This window comes from Solibacillus sp. FSL H8-0538, assembly GCF_038003525.1.
Classification (GTDB): domain Bacteria; phylum Bacillota; class Bacilli; order Bacillales_A; family Planococcaceae; genus JBBOPI01.
The window spans coordinates 1,422,098-1,440,982 of the sequence record NZ_JBBOPI010000001.1; the positions used below are offsets into that span (position 1 = coordinate 1,422,098).

Here is an 18,885-nt window from a genome sequence, read left to right on the forward strand (position 1 = left end):
CCAAAAAAGCCACCCTAGACGAGTGGCTGATAACAAAAATTATTTTGTGTAAGAAAGTATGGCAGTTTGCTTGAATGTTTTTAGTGCAATTGTTGCCTCGTTTTTAGTGCTGTACTCGAACATACGGAAAGTATCTTTTTCAAAAACTGTAATAACCCACATATTTCAGGTCCCCTTTAATTTGTTTTTCTGTAATATAACAATTGTAAGAATAATGTCTTTTCATTATAATTGTTATATATCAGTTTTAAGTGTTATTCTACTACGATTTCCTGAAAAAGAAAGTAGTATGTGCACAGTTTCACAAATCGTTCAATAACTCGGAATGATTTGTGAACATTGTATGAAAAGCGATTTTTTTCATACTAAATTAAAATGGATTGAGTATTCGTTCAAGTGAAGGTAATTACCAATGTCGATTTTTCGTAGAATTTTGAGAAAAACTAGCCGATTTTCTACACAAAGCATGGTACTATAGACTTGTGGCGAAATTAAGACAAAGGGGCAAGAAATACATGACTTCGTTAGAGCAAAAACTAGAGCACTTATTACAGCAATCAGCAATACAATACATGATATATAAAGAAAATCACGATACTGAGCGGATGGATAAGCTCAATTTATTCGCACGAAAATTATTACAAAAAGAATATGTAATTGGCTTCGCGGGGCATTTTTCTGCAGGCAAATCGAGCATGATCAACGCATTATCAGGGGAGGACATTCTGGCGGCAAGCCCTATTCCGACGAGCGCAAATATTGTGAAAGTACATAAATCAGACGAGGATTTTGCAATTGTCTATATGCATCATGAAAAGCCGGTGAAGTTTGAAGCGGGCTATGATTTTAAAACGGTGAAAGAGCTTAGTAAAAACGGTGAGCTTGTGTCCCAAATCGAAATTGGCCATAGTACATCTAGTCTTCCAGCAGGTGTAACGGTAATGGATACACCCGGCGTTGACTCAACAGATGATGCGCATGCGATGAGCACGGAATCGGCGCTTCATATTGCAGATATGGTGTTTTATACAATGGACTACAACCATGTTCAGTCTGAGCTGAATTTCCAATTTACAAAACAATTGATGAAATACAATCCGAATGTTTATTTAATCGTTAACCAAATTGATAAGCATCGTGAATCAGAGTTATCGTTTGAAGATTTTAAGCAGTCCGTCCATAGCTCATTTGCGGCGTGGGGTGTTGTACCAAAGAATATTTTCTTCACATCGCTTAGAGAAGCGGATCATCCGAACAATGATTTCACTAAAGTGAAGAAAATCGTAATGGATTCGATGGAAGACTGGCAGGATCAGCTAGTTCAAACAGCAGAAAATACATTAAAAAAGCTACAACATGAACATGAGAACTATTTAATCGAAGAAAAGCAGGACCGCATCCAAACGTATGAAGAAGTGCTGGCAGCGGATGAATGGGAAAATCGTGCTGATATTTTGGAGCAGTATGACAAACTAACGCGTCAAACTGAGCTGTTTTCATTTGAACAATGGAATGAGACTTTCGAGGAAAATCGTAAAGAACTACTGGCGAATGCAGTAATTATGCCCGCAGATCTTCGTGATAAACTACGTAGCTATCTTGAAAGTAAACAGGAAGGCTTTAAAGTTGGTGGATTATTTTCTGCAAAACGTAAAACAGAGGAAGAACGCCAGCGCCGAATCGAAGAGGCCTATGCTGCATACGAAACCGTTGTACAATCGCAAATTACAGGGCATATAAAATCATTAATGAAAACGGCGCTGAAGGATGTCGGAGCATTAACAGAGGAACGTGGCGGGGCAATTGATGAGAAAAGCTTTGACATTCCGTTCACAGTCATTGAGGAGCAAGTACAAAGTGGTGCGCTCGTAACAGGAGATGCCGTGCTTAATTTTGCAAACCGTGTATCCGAAGCGACAAAACGTTACTTTATCCGCATGACAGATGATTGGAAAAAAGAACAAGAGGCCGTACTTCAACAAGTAGCTAATGAAGTATCCGCCCCAGTAAAGTTAAAAATAAATGCGATGACACAAAAAGTAGAGGCAATACGCCATATTCAGGAAATCGATGCGTATAAAAACTTTAGTGACAAGCAAATGACGCAAGCTTCTAATGAAACACGAGCGGCTTCAAAAGAGCAGTATGTCATTTGGCAGCGCGCATTTGAACAAGCACTTAGTGAAATTCGTCCATTCGATGAGTCGATGCTAGCACCGAAAGTGGATCAAGTACAGCAATATGAACAGCAGGTAGCTGCAACAACTGGCACGAATTTGAGCACAAATATCGTTATTGCCGAAGCGTTAAAAACAGCACAAGCAGTTGGGACTGTGCAAGGATTTAAAGAAGTAGCAAGCTTCCTGACGAAAAAAGTAGAACGCCTGCAGAAAAAGGATTTCACAATTGCTCTATTCGGTGCCTTTAGTGCAGGGAAATCAAGTTTTTCTAATGCGTTAATGGGTGAGCGAGTACTACCTGTTTCACCGAATCCAACAACAGCTGCCATCAATAAAATTCGTCCTGTCACACCAGAACATCCGCATGAAACAGCAGATGTACATTTAAAATCAGAAGCTCAGCTACTTGAAGATATTAAGGGCTCATACGAAGCAATTGGCCTCCGCGTTACTTCATTGAAAGAAGCGTTCGAGCGTGCAGATGAAGGGTTAGCGGTACAGTTAACGGATGAGCGTTTAAATGTGCATAAATCATTTATTCGTGCTTATTCTGAAGGCTATGGTAATTTCATTCCTCAGCTAGGTACGACAATACGCGTGAACCGGTATGACTTTGAAAAATATGTGGCGCAGGAAAATCGTTCATGCTTTGTTGATAATATTGATTTCTACTTTGATTCGCCGATTACTCGAATGGGTGTAACACTTGTAGATACGCCGGGAGCGGATTCAATTAATGCCCGCCATACAGGTGTTGCGTTCGACTATATTCGAAATGCGGATGCGATTTTGTTTATCACGTATTTTAACCATGCATTTGCGAAGGCAGACCGTGAGTTCCTGATTCAGTTAGGGCGTGTAAAGGATGCGTTTGAGCTCGATAAAATGTTCTTTATTGTAAACGCAATTGATTTAGCGGCCACAATGAACGAGGAAGAAGAAGTGAAAAATTACGTGCGCTCTGAGTTGCAACGCTTCGGCATTCGCTTCCCAAGGCTTTACGGAGTCTCAAGTCTTCAAGCACTGCGTGAAAAGCAAGAGGGAAATGACTTCCAATCCGGGTTGCCACCATTTGAGAATGCGTTCCATCATTTCTTAAATGATGAATTATTAGGCATTGCGGTTCAGGCACTACACGAGGAAGTGGAAAAAACGCATACGCGTCTGCATGATTTGATCGCACAAACAAAGGATAACTTAAAGCGAAAAGATGAGCGTTTAGAAGAACTTGCACTTTTAGAAAAGCATGTACGTACTACGTATAGCACAATAAATACGTCGATGGTGGAAGCCGATACGAAGCAGGAAATAGACGAGTTACTGTATTACGTTTTACAGCGCGTGTATTACCGCTACCCAGATTTCTTCCGTGAAAGCTATAATCCGTCTACATTTGCTGCTATTCCAGCTCAGGCTGCCCTTGATACGGCACTAAAAGAAGTACTGCAGGCATTAAGCTTTGACTTTGCACAAGAACTGCGTGTAACAAATTTCCGCTTAGCACAGTTTGTACAAAAGAAAATGACAGAGCGTTTTAAGGAAGATGTACGAGCTTTAAAAGAATATAACCAAAGCTTCTCATTCCTTGCATATGAAGGTGAAGAGCCAAGCTTACTGGACTTTATCGGGCCATTTACGAGTCGCGAACCGTATGTGGGCGTTAAATCCCGTTTCAAAAATGTGAAGGCATTCTTTGAAAAAAATGAAAAAGAACAATTAAAAGAAGCGCTTGAGCAACTAACAAAGCCAGACGCACAAAACTATTTAGATGTTGAAAAAGATAAACTCCTAAACTGGGCAACAAATTATATTGCTACAGAGATGGAAATGTTAAGGCAGCATGTATTTCAACAGGCGCTTGAGCAAATCGAAACAGAGCGTATGCTACTTCAAGAAGAAAGTCGTTTAGCAGCATGGAAAGATATCTACGCACAACTACAAGCATAGGGAGGGGTAATAATGACAAAAGTATTTGTAACACCTGATAGGTTAGAAAGAAATGGTCGTTTTATTGATACACGCTTTGATTTACAAAATCCAATGCAAGGTCAAGCCCTTTATGAAAAATCGCATATAAAAGGGGCGATTTTTTGGAGCTTAGAGCGAGATTTATCAGATATGAAGAAAAATGGGGGGCGCCATCCATTACCAGAAAAACAGGTGCTCCAAAATTTATTTGAGAAATCTGGACTTTCTTATGATGAAGCAATTTATATTTATGATCAAGGCGGTGCACCGTTTGCAACTCGAGCTTGGTGGATATTAAAATATGCAGGCTTTCAGCACGTCTATATTGTGAATGGTGGCTATGAAGGTCTCGTTGTTGCTGGCTTTGAAACAACGACAGAAGTGCCACATTTCAAAAAAACAGCTTTATCGCTGCAATGGAATGAGGACATTTATGCGAGTCGTTTAGATGTGAAACGTATTGTAGAGGGTAAAGAGTTCGCAACATTACTGGATGCGCGTGCTGCCGGCCGTTACAGAGGCGAATTTGAACCGCTTGATCCGGTAGCTGGGCATATCCCAACTGCGAAAAACTTTGACTGGGAGCAACTTAAAGATGGTAAACAATTAGTTGCTAATAAAGAGCTTCTTAATAAAGTGTCCAAGGATGAAGAAATTGTTGTGTACTGTGGCTCTGGCGTTACAGCTACACCTGTGTATACAATTTTAACGGAAGCCGGCTATAAAAATATTCGATTATTTGTGGGCGGGTATAGTGAATGGGTTGCAAATTATGAAGTAGAAGTTGGCGAAAATCTTTAAATAAATAGTTTAAGTGAGAACACAGTGTAAGTGAGAAACTTACGCTGTGTTTTTGATTTTAAGTATTTTTTCAAATTAATAATGAATTGCTATTCATTTAATGCTATGATGCGAATATAGTATTTTTTCGTATAAAGGAGTGAATTAAGTGTTATTTAAGAAAAAATTCAACGAAAATAAAATTGGTAACATCCGTTTAGGGAATGGTTCAATACAATTTCAAAGGATTCGATTGAATGTGTATAGTTTCGAGGTTGATGGGGTGTTAATAGATGCCGGAGCACATTCACTCCTCCAGCAGTTTAAGCCGTTTTTTTCAGAGGCAGATGTGGACCAGGTAATAATTACACATTACCATGAGGATCATACGGGCTGTGCAAAGTATTTACAGGATACTTACGGCTACCCAGTTTATATGAATGAAATGACGATTCCTGAGTGTCAGCTGAAGGCTGATTATCCGTTGTACCGCAAATTATTTTGGGGTGCGCGCCCGGCATTTGGTGCTCAGCCAATTGGTAAGACGTTTGAGTCGCGCAGCGCAACATGGGATGTCATTGACACACCAGGGCACGCAAAAGATCATCTGGCTTTTTTAAATCGTGAAACAGGTCAATTATTTACGGGTGATTTATACGTCTCGCCAAAAACAAAAGTCATTTTACGAGAGGAAAGTGTGCCGACGATTATTGATTCACTTGAGCGCGTATTAACATTTGATTTTGAAGAGGCTTTTTGCTGTCACGCGGGCTATATTGAAAATGGGCGACAGGCGCTTACGAACAAACTTGATTATTTACTAGAGCTACAGCATCGCGTCCAAGGACTACGTGCGGAAGGCTTAAGTGAAAATGAAATTCATGAGCAGCTATTTAGTAAAAAGTATCCGATTACGCGTGTGTCATTTGGTGAATGGGATTCGAAGCACATTGTCGCATCTATATTAAAAAATGGCTAAGTTGTAATGCTAAACTTCTAGAATTTACTAACTAAATAGAGAGAAATAATTGCCTAAACGAGACTTTTATGAAAGTCTCGTTTTTACATTGTTAAATAAAGGATGAAAATAAAATTTACAATTTCTTAACATTATTAATCCATTGTAAAGATTATCGTATGATTAAAAAAGAATAAAGAACCCTCGTTTTTGTTAAAAAAACCGAAATAGTTGCAAAAAATAATGAAATATTGTATTTTTTTAATATTCGGTTATTATTTCTCGGCCAAATATGTAAAAAATGTGTCGAAATTTAAATTACACGAATGTAAAGGTTTTAATATGTACGTAAAAAAATATTGATAGCTTTGAAAACAGGATGCTATGATGGCGTAGATTCATAAAACATTTATCTTCAGGAGGATTTACATCAATGTTTAGTTCAAAAAAATCAGACCCATTTTTCGAATCACTTTTAACTATCGCGAAAAATGTTCAACAAGGCGTAAATTATGCATATGAATGCAAAATTGAAAATGTTTCAGATTTAAAACAAATCTCTGTTAATATGAAATCTTATGAGACAGCGGGCGATAAACTAATTCACGAGCTAATCGTTATGTTAAATCAATCATTTATGACACCTATTGAGCGTGAAGATATTTTAGATTTAGCAATTAAATTAGATGATGTGTTAGATGGTATTGAAAACACACTTGCGCATTTTGAAATGTACTCTTTTATAGAAGTTAATGAGGCGATGCGTCAATTCTTACATTTTATTATGATGAGCGTGGATGAAGCAGTAAAAGCAATGGAATTGTTAAACCGAAAAGATTTACTGGGTATGCGTAAGCACGCGATCTTAATAAAAAATTATGAGCGCGAATGTGATGAAATTTTCCGTTCTTCAATTACACAGCTATTCCAAACTGAAAAAGATCCAATTCGTTTAATTATTTTTAAAGACATTTACGAACAATTTGAAGAAATTGCTGACTACTGTCAAAATGTAGCAAATACAATTGAAACAATTATTATGCGTAACGCATAATAACATAAGGAGTAAGTTATGGATACGCTATTAATAATTACGGTTTTAGTCGTCATTTTTGCCTTAGCATTTGACTTTATTAACGGTTTCCACGATACAGCCAATGCCATTGCGACGTCCGTGTCAACGCGTGCGTTAAAGCCGCGAGTTGCAGTGCTGATGGCTGCGATTATGAATTTCGTTGGTGCAATTACATTCGTTGGGGTTGCAAAGGCAATCGCTAGTGACATTGTTGACCCATTCTCTTTAAATGCATTTGAAGGGGATACAACAGGGTCTGTCGTTATTTTAGCAGCCTTATGCTCAGCGATTACATGGAATTTACTAACTTGGTATTTTGGAATTCCATCAAGTTCATCTCATACGCTAATTGGCTCTATCGCAGGAGCAGCGGTGGCATCAGCTGGGATAAATATTTTAAATTACGACGGCTTCTTAAAAATCTTACAGGCGCTCATTATTTCACCAATTTTAGCGTTAACAGTAGGTTTCCTGGTGATGAAGCTATTTAAAGTGTTATTTAAAAAATCTCCACTTTATGCAACAACGAAAGGCTTCCGTTTAATGCAAATTGCGACAGCGGCACTTCAATCGTTTACGCATGGTACGAATGATGCACAAAAGGCGATGGGGATTATTACAATGGCATTAATCGCGGCAAACTGGCAGTCAACGGATGAAGTACAGGGCTGGGTTCGTATTGCCTGTGCCCTAGCAATGGGTCTAGGAACGTCAATTGGTGGTTATAAAATTATCAAAACAGTTGGCGGTAAAATTATGAAAATCCGTCCGATAAACGGTGTAGCAGCAGATTTAACTTCTGCATCAATTATTTTCGGTGCAACTGTTATTGCGCTTCCAGTTTCAACAACGCACGTAATTTCTTCCGCGATCATGGGTGTTGGTGCTGCACAGCGAGTTAAAGGCGTAAAATGGGGCACAGCACGTAAAATCATCATTACATGGTTTATCACTCTACCAATTTCAGCATTAATGGCTGGTTTATTCTATTTCTTATTACAATTAATTTTTTAATCACAAAGAAAAGTTTAATTCAAAAAAAAGGCTTACTTCAAAATTTGAAGTAGGCCATTTACTGTTTTAAGGGGTAAATTGTTCAGGTAGACGCGTTAATAATTCATCAACCGGTATAAATAAGCCGACACGACCGAAATCGTTACGTTTTCCTGTCGCAAACACAACACCAATTACAACGCCATCTTTATTAATTACCGGGCTTCCGCTATTGCCTTTATATACAGGCGCATCCATCATGATAATGTCCGTTTGAATATCACTTGCTGTCGAATAGTCAAGCACAGTGCCTTCATTTGCTATGCCGGTGAAGTAGAGTGGATTACCGATAAAATAAACCGCCTCATCTCGTTCAAAGGATGCTTCCTCTGCCAACTCTAAATAGGGGAATTCGGTGGTACCTTCCACTTTTAAAATTGCTAAATCCACTTCCTCATATGCCGCAATCACCTGCGCTTCGTAAAGACCGTCATTAGGAAACACGACAGTAACGGATAAAGCGTCTTCAATGACATGCTCATTCGTAATAATATAGCCATCATCAGAAATGGCAAAACCAGTTCCCTTACTAGAGTCGGTTGAAACAGTAACCACCGCCTTTTTATACATTTGGATATCTTCCTGTGTTGAAAGTTTGGAGGATGCTTGTAAAAAATCTATGGCAGGAATCGAATACATATTAAAAATGATGGCGAATGTATTAAAAATAAGTGTTAATGCCATTAACCATACTGCAATTTTTACTATAGGGCGCGTTTTTTTAGGAGCAGGAGTGCCGTTTAGGCGGCGTTGTTTTGCCTCAGCTAGTGCCTTTTCCTTCTCCTGCAAAACAAGCTCGAGAAACTCTTCTTCGGTTAGTTCATCTAGTGTATTTGGTTTGTTGTTCAAGTTAGAAACCCCCATTTCATTAAGTGTAATGGAAATGAGACAGGTGACGCAATGAATTGTTCCGTTTTTAGGTAAGGATTATAGGAATTTAAATATGAGCTAATCATTATAAATATAGAAATTGAGATGGTAAGGGTGGAAAATTTCCATCCTTTTTAGATGTGAATTTCATTAATGGTTTAAAAGAGTTCGACTTTCCTTGTTGAATTTATGGGAATATTTAGGAGAAACTAATAAAGTATGAAAAAAATTTGTCAAACTTTAATTTTAGTCAATTTAAAAGAAGCAGTAAAAGTTTGTGAAAAAAATCATATATACTTCAAGAAAATGATACGTGCAATTATTCACATTATAAAGCTTTGTTATAATAGTATTCTTGTATTATGATAGAGCGTAAAAAACTATTTTAATATAGTTAAGAAATGAGAAAAATCAGTTTTTTTTCTTAAAAAAAATGGCGAAATTCCAATTAAAAACCGCGTCAAATAAAGGTTTTTTGATTTTTTATATAAAATCTAGAATGTTATTGTTGACTTTATTTTAGTGAAGCAATATGATACTGGAATATAAAGAAAGTTAGAGTTTTTTCGAAAGGGTGGGTTAAAATGGATTTAATGAAAAAGTCGTTAGAAATGCACGAACAGTACGGGGGTAAAATGGAAATTCGATCAAAGGTGCCAGTACAGGATACGTATGATTTAAGTTTAGCGTATTCGCCAGGGGTGGCAGCACCTTGTTTAGAAATCGAAAAAAATCCTTCAAAAGTTTATGATTACACAATGAAGGGCAATTTAGTTGCAATTGTAACAGATGGTACAGCCGTTCTTGGACTTGGTGATATCGGCCCAGAAGCAGCACTCCCTGTAATGGAAGGGAAGGCACTATTACTAAAACGCTTTGCTAATGTGGATGCTGTACCGATTTGTTTAAATACAAAAAATGTAGAAGAAATCGTTCAAACTGTGAAAATGATTGCTCCTACATTTGGAGCTATTAATCTAGAAGATATTTCTGCACCGCGCTGCTTCGAAATTGAAGATCGTTTACGTGCTGAATGTGGCATTCCTGTATTCCATGATGATCAGCATGGTACAGCAATCGTTGTTGGCGCTGGCCTAATTAATGCCATTAAAATTGTGAAAAAAGAAATACCGGACATGAAAGTTGTTATTAACGGGGCGGGAGCTGCCGGTATTGCGATTTTACGTATTTTAATTCAATTAGGTTACACAAATATTGTAATGTGTGATACAAAAGGAATTATTTATACAGGTCGTCCAGAAGGTATGAATCCAATAAAAGAAGGCGTTGCACATTTAACAAATCCGCATAACTTACGTGGTAGTTTAACTGATGCACTAGTAGACGCAGATGTCTTTATCGGCGTATCTATAGCCAACCTTTTAACAGAAGAGCATATTAAATCAATGGCTAAAGATCCAATTGTATTTGCACTTGCGAACCCTAACCCAGAAATTACACCTGAGAACGCAAAAAAATGGGGCGTTCGTATTATTGGAACAGGTCGTTCAGATCATCCAAACCAAATTAATAATATGCTTGCCTTCCCGGGGATTTTCCGCGGTGCATTAGATGTTCGTGCAACGGATATTAATGAAACAATGAAACTTGCTGCTGTAGAAGCAATCGCATCACTAGTTACAGAAAAAGAATTAAGTGAGGACTTTATCATCCCTGGCTCAATGGATGAGCGCGTAGCAGGCGTTGTGGCAAAAGCAGTAGGTTCTGCAGCAATTGACACAGGTGTATCGGTGTTATTTCAACAACCAGTAGCTAAGAACAATATAATAGCTATCTAAATGAACGTGAAACGATCGCGCCTTATGAAAAGGTGGCGGTCGTTTTTGGTAGATAAGAAAGGACAGCATCTCGTACTATTTTGGCCGAGATGTGTCTTTCTAATTTCTTCACAACCAAAAAACAGCCCTCACAAGGAGAGCTGCTATAAAACTATTCCCCAATCTCAGCTGTTAACTGTTCTAACTGGTCAATCATATCTCCGATAAAGGTGATTGTATCGCGTAACGGTTTTTCTGTTGTAATATCAACCCCTGCCATCGCGGCAAGCTCTACTGGTGTTTTCGTACCACCTGCTTTTAATACTTCTGTCCAGTCCGCCACTGCCGCTTCGCCTTCATTTAAAATGCGCTGCGACACTTGTGTAGAGATAGTTAAACCTGCTGAGTATGTGTACGGATATAGACCCATATAGTAGTGTGGCTGACGCATCCAAGTAAGCTCAGCACCTTCTGTAATTTCCACTGTGTCGCCCCAGAACTCCTCAAGCACGCCACGTTTTAATTCGTTTAATTTCGGTGCATTAATACTACCGCCAGCATCAATAATTTCATATACTTTACGTTGATATGCAGCTTCTAGTAAATGCGTTACGAAATTGTGATAATAAGTGCGGCTAATAATTGTTGAAATGACCCAACGTTTAAAGCGCGCATCGCTAGAATTTTTTAGTAAATGATTCGCCATTAGCATTTCGTTCATTGTCGATGGCGCTTCAATGAAGTAAAGGGAGGCGCGGGCGTTGAAAATGTTTTGCTCAGCATTCGCTAAATAGAAGTGACCTGCATGGCCTAATTCGTGAGCTAACACAAATACTTCATTCATACGACTCGTCCAAGAAATCAAAACGTAAGGATGCACACCATATGGACTTGAACAAAAGGCCCCTGTAGATTTCCCAGCATTTTGTGCAAAATCAATCCAGCGCTCATCAAATGCGCGGTCGAGCATCTTGCTGTAGTCCTCGCCCATCACAGCAAGGCCGTCCTTCATATATTTGCGTGATTCCTCAATTGTAATTTTTGGCTCATAAGAAGGATCTAATGAAATTTTTAAATCAGCAAAAGTCATTTTATCAAGGCTATGTGTTTTTTGTAAAAGCTTTGCATAACGGCGCATATGCGGTGCAAGCTCCGTTGTAATTAAGTCAATTTGACGATTATACATCTTGCGGTCGACTTCTTGTGGAAGTAATAGCATATCAAAAATAGAATTGTAGCCACGTAAATCTGCTTCCGTTTTTTCATTTTTCAATTGCATGTCATAAGCTTTTGCTGTTGTATGTTGATAGTCGCGTAATTTCGCAGAGAATGCAGCAAAAGCAGCGCGGCGCACGTCCGTATTGTTTTCAAGCTCCCAGTCGCCTTCAAATAGGTTGTAGCTAAGTGGATAGCTCTCGTCGCTTACTTCAAAGTTCGAGAATTTCATATCGACTAATTTTGTTGTATTATACAGCTCATATGGTGCATTGAACGTAGCACCAAATGCAGCTAATGCTTTTTCTGCCTCAGGGTGTAATTGATAAGGCTTTTGTTTTAATAATTTTTCAATATAGTGCGCACAGGCAGGATTCAATTTGCCCGCTTGTTGTAAGCTAGCTTCGTCTAGTGCTAATAATTCACTCGTAATAAAGGATAACTGCGCACCAATACTAGAAGATAACTGACCGAATCTCGCTGCACGCATTTGGTTTTCTGTATTTGTTTGATCGACACTATGCGCTAAACTTGCGTATGTGCCAATGGGAACCAGTTTCTCATATAATTTTTCATAGGATGAGATGGCGTTGATGGCACTTGCAGCATCAACAATTTTCCCTTTTAATGCAGCTTCAATGTTGCTAGCGATGTTTTTTACTTCGACAAGAGCTGCTTCAAAGACTTCTTCTGACGTAAATAAATCATCTAAATTCCAAGTTTCCGAAAGCGAGACTTGATCACGTGTAATGTTTGACATAGTCATTCCTCCCATATTACGATTCTCGTAATAAAGCGTAGCATATTTTTGGATTGTTTGGAATTGAAAAGCAATTAGCCTCTTAATTGTGAAATAAAACTTCACGCCTTCGCCAAATATTCGCCAACAACTTCTAATATTCATTAATTTTGAATTAAAATAGTTTGAATTCGAAATAATGATTTTCTAAAATGAAAAGCGTACATACTACAAGGGAGGAAATACAAATGAAAAAACTAGCTATTTTTGGCGGGATAATTGTCCTGCTTTTTGCAGGCATTGCATTATTAACGAATAAAGCGTCTAATGATAAATTAGCAAATGTGGATAACCCATACGGTACAAATGATTTACAGCAAGCAACTATTGACCAGCTTGGTGATGAAAATTACAGTAATATTATTTTACCGGATGAATTAACAAAGAAAATTGAAAGTGGCGATGAGACGTTTGCCTATTTTTTCAGCCCAACATGTGTGCACTGTAAAGCCTTTACACCTGTCTTAATGCCGATTGCACAAACAGAAGGTGTTCATATTGATCAGTTTAATGTACTTGAATTTGATTTTGGTTGGGACAAATATGCGATTACTGCTACTCCGACTTTAATTCATTTTAAAGAGGGTAAGGAAGTGGATCGCTTAGAGGGCGATGCACCGAAAGATATAACGAAGCAGTTTTTAAATCAATAAATTTAACATGACTCAGCAAGGCATATAGAATTGTAGTCGACCGTATAATTCCACGATACGGTCGATTTTTTTCGAGCATAAATGGGGAAATTTTGCTAGCATAGTAGTAATGATTCAAATGAAAGAGTGATGAGATGCAGCGAACTTTAGTAGAAAATCGTAGCTTAATATTAGAAGGTGGGACATTCCGTACTATTTTCTCAGCAGGTGTGCTCGATGCAATGCTAGAAGAAGGGATTCTAATGAAGTATGTCGTAGCGATTTCGGCTGGTGCAATTAATGCGGTTTCTTATATGTCACTACAGCAAGAACGCACAAAACGAGTCCTTGTAACGTATCGCAATGATGGTCGCTATATGGGCGTACGGAATATTTTGAAGGAAAAAAGTTTATTCGGCTTAGATTTTGCGTACAATGTCATTCCGAACCAGCTTGATCTATTTGATTGGGAGGCGTATTACAATTACCCTGGTAAGGTTGAGTTTGGCGTGACAAACGCTACAACAGGTGATGTTGAGTATATGAGTGCTCATGATATGGACAAGAAGTGCCAAATACTGCGCGCAACATGTGCGATCCCGCTCGTATTCCCAGAAATTAAAATTAACGAGACGCCTTATTATGATGGTGGTTTAACAGATCCAATTCCTGTTTTGCGTGCCATTGAGCAAGGGTTTGACAAGCATGTCATAATTTTGACACGTCCTCAAGGCTACCAAAAGTCCAATGATAAAAAAAAAAAGATGGTCATGAAATTATTAGCTAAACGCTATCCGAAGCTTGTTGATAGCATGAATAAGCGTGCGGAGCGGTACAATGCGACGCTAAAGCAGTGTCTAGAGCTTGAACAGCAGGGGAAGGCATTTATTTTTAAGCCTGAATTTTCACTTAAGAGCTTTGAAGGCAAGGTTGAGCGCATGGAAATTAATTATCAAATGGGCTACCGCCAAGCACTAGAACGCATGGCAGAACTGAAACATTTTTTAGGTATATAAATGAAAACTGCACCTCCGATATATACGGAAGTGCAGTTTTTTTAATTTGTTTTCGTAATCGTAATACCGAGCCAGCCAAATAGAATCGTCATCACCGGGCTAAGCAGGCAGAAAAATGCAAAAGGCAAGTAGCTAAGCACGCTTACGTCGAGCATTGAAGCAATGAATAGCCCGCACACACTCCAAGGTACGAGCGGATTAATTACCGTCCCAGCATCCTCCATTACTCGTGATAAGTTTTTCGGATGCAGCCCGAGCGAACGGAACTTTTCTTTAAATGCTTCACCTGTTAGTAAAATTGATAAATACTGTTCACCAATTAGAATGTTAATCCCGATGGCTGTGAGTGCAGTGCCTGTAATAAGCTTGCCAGTTGAAATGAGCCATTTTTCAATCGTCGCAAGTAACGTCTGAATAATACCGAGTGAAAATAATAGACCACCCATTGATAACGATAAAATGACAAGCAAAATTGTGAAAAACATACTACTAATCCCGCCGCGCGTTAACAGCGTATCAATGCTTTCTACACCGATTGTTGACACGTAACCGCTATATAACACTTTGCCAATTTCCTCAATTGATAGAGGCATATGAATGTAAGAGATTAGAATACCGCTTACTGTGCTAAGTGCCAGTGTCAGCAGGGCAGGCACCTTACTAATCGTACAAATAATGAGTACTAGTAGCGGAATTAGTGCATACCAGTGGACGAGTTGCGTCATCATTATTGCTTCCTTGTAGGTTGTAATAACTTGTGCATCTACAGTTTTAATAGCGGGCGACAATATTGCATAGCCAATAGTTGATAAAATAAACGCTGGAATTGTTGTATAGGTCATATTACGAATATGCGTAAATAAATCGATACCAACAATACCGGCTGCTAAATTTGTCGTATCCGATAGCGGCGACATTTTATCTCCAAAAAACGCACCTGAAACGATTGCACCAGCCGTAATAGCAACAGATGCATCTACTGCCGTTGCAATTCCTAGTAATGCTACCCCAATTGTTGCAACGGTTGTAAGAGAACTACCGATAACAGTACCTACTAAACTCGTAATAATAAAGACAATTACATAGAAAAAGCTTGCTGATACAATTGAAAACCCTAGATATAACAATGTTGGAATTGTTCCTCCAATAATCCAACTACTAATAAGCAATCCAATTAATATAAAAATATAAACAGCACCTATACCGGAGGAGGCAGCATGAATCATGCTTTTTTCCAATGTAGAAAAAGGAATCTTTTTTCCTAGACCATAGGCAATTAATAAGAAAATAGAAAATAAAATCGGGATATGTGGTACGGTATTAAATTGACTAATGGATATGGAAATCGTCAGTATTATTGCAATAATTAATAAGAAAGCTTCATAAAAACGAGGCTTTAATTGATTTTCTTCTAGTAGCATCATTAATCTCCCTAATAACAATAATTTGATTTAGCACGTTGAAGCACGAAAGTAATGATAACATGAAATAAGAGTAAAAGGAAGTTTTTAATAGAAAAAGATAATTTCTTGTGAATTTTTTATTGATGAAATAATTGGTGGTAGTTTTTGTGCATACAATTTCATGGTAAAATCTAATATGAATAATTCATTAGATATAATAGCATCAATTTGGTTTTTGAAAACATCATATTTTCAATGACTAAATCTTTTTTTTGAAAGGTAATATATGAATAAATAAAAGGAGTTTCGATAGAATGAGTTGGACAGTAAGTTTAGAAGTGGGTAGTCAAGTTGTAGAAGTGACGACAAATGGGTGGGGAAATCATGAACGGACATACAGCATTCTCAATGTTGTCAGTATTTCCTCATCGGGTAGAGTGAGTCTATCAAACGGTGTTATGCTAGATAAACTAGGACGAGAATGGGGTAAACATTCGCGTATATTAGACATTAAATATTGTGAACTAACCGATGAAATTTTAGAAAAAATTAAAATGGACGAGAACATTAAGCAAATCGATAAAATGATGGGAGATCTAAACGGGATTAAGTTGCATAAACAAAATCCTGAAATGGTGAAAATCATTCACCGCCAAATTACAGAACTACATACTTTAACGTTTGGTAATAAAGCAAACGCGATATAAAAATAATGAGCTGTGCCAGAAGTGAGTACTAATCACTTTCGGTACAGCTCATTTTTAATGGTAAAGAAAGTTGTGTTTTCTAATTAATTGGACGTAATAGTGAGTATGAGAATACCTTACTCAGACAACATAATTTTTTCAAGTTCTAGAGGCTCGATGTATGTATCGCCTTTATACGCTCGCATATTTCCACCAGAAATTTCATCGATTAATATAATCTCGTTCGTATTCGCATCTCGACCGAATTCTAATTTTATATCGTAAAGTGTTAAGCCTTTTTTAGCTAGTTCAGCACCTACGAATTTAGAAATTTTCACTGTACGCTCTTTTAAAATAGCATACTCTTCGTGAGATAGAAGATTAAGCATAGCTAGGGCATCTTCAGAAATCGGGGGATCTAGACGATCGTCATCTTTAATTGTTACTTCTACGAATGAATCAAGTTCTTGACCTTCTTCTACGTAAGCACCATAACGACGTAGGAATGAACCCACTGCTTTAAAGCGGCAAATTACTTCTAATCCTTTACCGAATACAGTTGCGGGCTTTACTGTCATTGTGGCGTCATCAAAGTTCGCATCCACATAGTGAGTAGGTACGCCTTGTTCGTTTAATTTTGAATAGAAGAAAGATGTTAAACGTAAGCCTGCAAGACCAGCACCGTCGATTGTTAGGCCAACTGTGTTAGCACCTGGATCGAATACACCATTCTCACCTGTTACGTCATCTTTAAATTTTAAAAGAAAATGACCATCTTCTAATTTGAATACATCTTTAGTTTTACCAGTATAAATTAATTCCACAAAAAAACCTCCATTTCAATTACGTTTTCCATTATAACACGAATGATTTAACTAATGGAAGTGTTGATCGTTCGTGTTTAAAAAGAAAGACGTCTGACCAATAGTTATTTTTCCAATAAAAAGATGATGACCCAAGTCATCACCAATTTACGGACATTAATAATATTAGTATACGCCTTCAGAAATTAGTCCATCTGCAACCTTTACAAAGCCAGCGATGTTTGAACCAACTACAAGGTTACCTGCATAGCCGTATTTCTTTGCTGCTTCTGAGCTTTGGGCATAAATTGATTTCATAATACCATGTAATTTTTCGTCTACTTCTTGGAATGACCAATAAGTACGTCCTGAGTTTTGCGCCATCTCAAGAGCGGAAACTGCTACTCCACCAGCGTTCGCAGCTTTTCCTGGACCAAATAGGACTCCAGCATTTAAGAATTCGTTAATTGCTTCTAGGTTTGAAGGCATGTTTGCACCTTCAGCAACTACTTGTGTGCCATTTGCAATTAATGTACGAGCGGAATCGCCGTCAATTTCATTTTGAGTAGCACAAGGAAGTGCAATATCGCATGGAATTGACCAAATACCTGTACAGCCTTCATGGTAAGTAGCTGTTGGACGGTATTCAACGTACGTATTAATGCGATCTCCATTTATTTCTTTAATTTCTTTAACGAGTTTAATATCGATACCTTCTGGATCGTGGATATAACCAGCTGAATCTGAACATGCTAATACGCGAGCGCCGAAATGCTGTGCTTTTTCAATAGCGTAAATGGCAACATTACCTGAGCCTGATACGACAACAGTTTTTTCAAAGAAAGTTTGATTTGCTTCGCGGAGCATTTCTTCTACGAAATATACTAAACCATAGCCCGTTGCTTCTTTACGTGCAAGTGAGCCGCCATAACCAGGTGTTTTACCCGTTAGTACGCCTGCTTCATAGGCACCGCGAATGCGTTTATATTGACCCCATAGGAAGCCAACTTCACGTGCGCCTACACCAATATCTCCTGCAGGAACATCGACATCTGGACCAATATGACGGTATAATTCAGTCATGAATGCTTGGCAGAAGCGCATAATTTCAGAATTTGATTTTCCTTTTGGATTGAAATCTGAGCCGCCTTTACCACCGCCGATTGGTTGACCAGTTAATGCATTTTTGAAAATTTGCTCGAATGCTAAAAATTTCATGATTGATTCGTTTACTGTTGGGTGGAAGCGTAAGCCACCTTTATATGGTCCAATTACATTATTGTATTGAACGCGATAACCACGGTTTACTTGAACCTTATTGTTGTCATCTTGCCAAGAAACACGGAAAGAAATGATACGGTCTGGTTCAACGATACGTGCTAAAACATTGTGTTTAATGTACGCGGGATTCTGCTCAAATACGGGTACTAAAGAAAGAAAAATTTCTTCTGCAGCTTGTAAAAATTCAGGTTGATGTGCGTTTTTTTCTTTAAGTGCTTCGAATACGCCGTCAATGTATTCTTTTGCATATTGCGTGTTGCTAACTACTTGTGTCGTCATAGTGTAACCCCCCAAAAAAGTTGATAGCTGTATATTAGTATGATTTTTCTAACAATTCAATATTATTTTACATCACATCGTCTCGTAAGAATAATGATGGGTTAGAAAA

Annotated in this window: 15 protein-coding genes; 9 read left to right on the top strand and 6 right to left on the bottom strand. The window is 38.1% G+C overall.

Annotated elements, in window-relative coordinates:
* Positions 1 to 39 precede the first annotated feature (39 nt).
* Positions 40 to 162, bottom strand: coding sequence for a hypothetical protein (locus MHH87_RS06645; protein WP_340748540.1), 123 nt, complete (start codon positions 160 to 162; stop codon positions 40 to 42).
* A gap of 353 nt (positions 163 to 515) precedes the next feature.
* On the opposite strand from MHH87_RS06645, the gene MHH87_RS06650 reads away from it, so the two are divergent.
* The 5 genes from MHH87_RS06650 to MHH87_RS06670 all read left to right on the top strand — a co-directional run bounded on the left by MHH87_RS06650 (position 516) and on the right by MHH87_RS06670 (position 7,975).
* Positions 516 to 4,127: a dynamin family protein gene (locus MHH87_RS06650; protein WP_340748541.1), complete on the top strand. Its 3,612-nt coding sequence runs from the start codon at positions 516 to 518 to the stop codon at positions 4,125 to 4,127.
* A gap of 12 nt (positions 4,128 to 4,139) precedes the next feature.
* The gene (locus MHH87_RS06655; RefSeq protein ID WP_340748542.1) at positions 4,140 to 4,949 is read left to right on the top strand and encodes a sulfurtransferase; all 810 of its coding nucleotides are present in this window, start codon (positions 4,140 to 4,142) and stop codon (positions 4,947 to 4,949) included.
* 148 nt (positions 4,950 to 5,097) lie between these two features.
* On the top strand, positions 5,098 to 5,907 hold the full coding sequence (locus MHH87_RS06660; RefSeq protein ID WP_340748543.1) for an MBL fold metallo-hydrolase: 810 nt from the start codon (positions 5,098 to 5,100) through the stop codon (positions 5,905 to 5,907).
* A 412-nt stretch (positions 5,908 to 6,319) separates the two neighbouring features.
* Entirely contained in the window at positions 6,320 to 6,940 is a 621-nt protein-coding gene (locus MHH87_RS06665; protein ID WP_340748544.1) for a DUF47 domain-containing protein, read from the top strand.
* A gap of 18 nt (positions 6,941 to 6,958) precedes the next feature.
* A complete protein-coding gene (locus MHH87_RS06670; protein WP_340748545.1) occupies positions 6,959 to 7,975 on the top strand; it encodes an inorganic phosphate transporter in 1,017 nt (338 codons plus the stop codon).
* 66 nt (positions 7,976 to 8,041) lie between these two features.
* On the opposite strand, the gene MHH87_RS06675 is transcribed toward MHH87_RS06670, so the two are convergent.
* Positions 8,042 to 8,863: a S1C family serine protease gene (locus MHH87_RS06675; protein ID WP_340748546.1), complete on the bottom strand. Its 822-nt coding sequence runs from the start codon at positions 8,861 to 8,863 to the stop codon at positions 8,042 to 8,044.
* 605 nt (positions 8,864 to 9,468) lie between these two features.
* Between MHH87_RS06675 and MHH87_RS06680 the strand changes: the two genes are divergently transcribed.
* Entirely contained in the window at positions 9,469 to 10,683 is a 1,215-nt protein-coding gene (locus MHH87_RS06680; protein ID WP_340748547.1) for an NAD(P)-dependent malic enzyme, read from the top strand.
* Positions 10,684 to 10,834: 151 nt separating this feature from the next.
* Here the strand turns inward: MHH87_RS06680 and pepF are convergent, their stop codons facing one another.
* Positions 10,835 to 12,643 (bottom strand): oligoendopeptidase F, encoded by a 1,809-nt coding sequence (gene pepF, locus MHH87_RS06685; RefSeq protein ID WP_340748548.1) that lies wholly within the window; start codon positions 12,641 to 12,643, stop codon positions 10,835 to 10,837.
* Between the two features lie 221 nt (positions 12,644 to 12,864).
* Between pepF and MHH87_RS06690 the strand changes: the two genes are divergently transcribed.
* The gene (locus tag MHH87_RS06690; protein ID WP_340748549.1) at positions 12,865 to 13,329 is read left to right on the top strand and encodes a thioredoxin family protein; all 465 of its coding nucleotides are present in this window, start codon (positions 12,865 to 12,867) and stop codon (positions 13,327 to 13,329) included.
* Between the two features lie 134 nt (positions 13,330 to 13,463).
* A complete protein-coding gene (locus MHH87_RS06695; RefSeq protein WP_340748550.1) occupies positions 13,464 to 14,324 on the top strand; it encodes a patatin-like phospholipase family protein in 861 nt (286 codons plus the stop codon).
* 41 nt (positions 14,325 to 14,365) lie between these two features.
* On the opposite strand, the gene nhaC is transcribed toward MHH87_RS06695, so the two are convergent.
* Positions 14,366 to 15,745: a Na+/H+ antiporter NhaC gene (gene nhaC / locus MHH87_RS06700; RefSeq protein WP_340748551.1), complete on the bottom strand. Its 1,380-nt coding sequence runs from the start codon at positions 15,743 to 15,745 to the stop codon at positions 14,366 to 14,368.
* A 296-nt stretch (positions 15,746 to 16,041) separates the two neighbouring features.
* On the opposite strand from nhaC, the gene MHH87_RS06705 reads away from it, so the two are divergent.
* Positions 16,042 to 16,434 (top strand): hypothetical protein, encoded by a 393-nt coding sequence (locus MHH87_RS06705; protein WP_340748552.1) that lies wholly within the window; start codon positions 16,042 to 16,044, stop codon positions 16,432 to 16,434.
* Positions 16,435 to 16,550: 116 nt separating this feature from the next.
* On the opposite strand, the gene MHH87_RS06710 is transcribed toward MHH87_RS06705, so the two are convergent.
* Both MHH87_RS06710 and gdhA read right to left on the bottom strand, forming a co-directional pair.
* Positions 16,551 to 17,237 carry a phosphoribosylaminoimidazolesuccinocarboxamide synthase gene (locus MHH87_RS06710; RefSeq protein WP_340748553.1) on the bottom strand — a complete coding sequence of 229 codons (687 nt, stop codon included), beginning with the start codon at positions 17,235 to 17,237 and terminating at the stop codon, positions 16,551 to 16,553.
* A 165-nt stretch (positions 17,238 to 17,402) separates the two neighbouring features.
* Positions 17,403 to 18,776 (bottom strand): NADP-specific glutamate dehydrogenase, encoded by a 1,374-nt coding sequence (gdhA, locus tag MHH87_RS06715; RefSeq protein ID WP_340748554.1) that lies wholly within the window; start codon positions 18,774 to 18,776, stop codon positions 17,403 to 17,405.
* Between the last annotated feature and the right edge of the window lie 109 nt (positions 18,777 to 18,885).

Coding starts and splice junctions, on each gene's coding strand:
- MHH87_RS06645 (WP_340748540.1), bottom strand. CDS start 162: ATGTGGGTTATTACAGTTTTTGAAAAAGATACTTTCCGTATGTTCGAG.
- MHH87_RS06650 (WP_340748541.1), top strand. CDS start 516: ATGACTTCGTTAGAGCAAAAACTAGAGCACTTATTACAGCAATCAGCA.
- MHH87_RS06655 (WP_340748542.1), top strand. CDS start 4,140: ATGACAAAAGTATTTGTAACACCTGATAGGTTAGAAAGAAATGGTCGT.
- MHH87_RS06665 (WP_340748544.1), top strand. CDS start 6,320: ATGTTTAGTTCAAAAAAATCAGACCCATTTTTCGAATCACTTTTAACT.
- MHH87_RS06670 (WP_340748545.1), top strand. CDS start 6,959: ATGGATACGCTATTAATAATTACGGTTTTAGTCGTCATTTTTGCCTTA.
- MHH87_RS06680 (WP_340748547.1), top strand. CDS start 9,469: ATGGATTTAATGAAAAAGTCGTTAGAAATGCACGAACAGTACGGGGGT.
- pepF (WP_340748548.1), bottom strand. CDS start 12,643: ATGACTATGTCAAACATTACACGTGATCAAGTCTCGCTTTCGGAAACT.
- MHH87_RS06690 (WP_340748549.1), top strand. CDS start 12,865: ATGAAAAAACTAGCTATTTTTGGCGGGATAATTGTCCTGCTTTTTGCA.
- MHH87_RS06695 (WP_340748550.1), top strand. CDS start 13,464: ATGCAGCGAACTTTAGTAGAAAATCGTAGCTTAATATTAGAAGGTGGG.
- nhaC (WP_340748551.1), bottom strand. CDS start 15,745: ATGCTACTAGAAGAAAATCAATTAAAGCCTCGTTTTTATGAAGCTTTC.
- MHH87_RS06705 (WP_340748552.1), top strand. CDS start 16,042: ATGAGTTGGACAGTAAGTTTAGAAGTGGGTAGTCAAGTTGTAGAAGTG.
- gdhA (WP_340748554.1), bottom strand. CDS start 18,776: ATGACGACACAAGTAGTTAGCAACACGCAATATGCAAAAGAATACATT.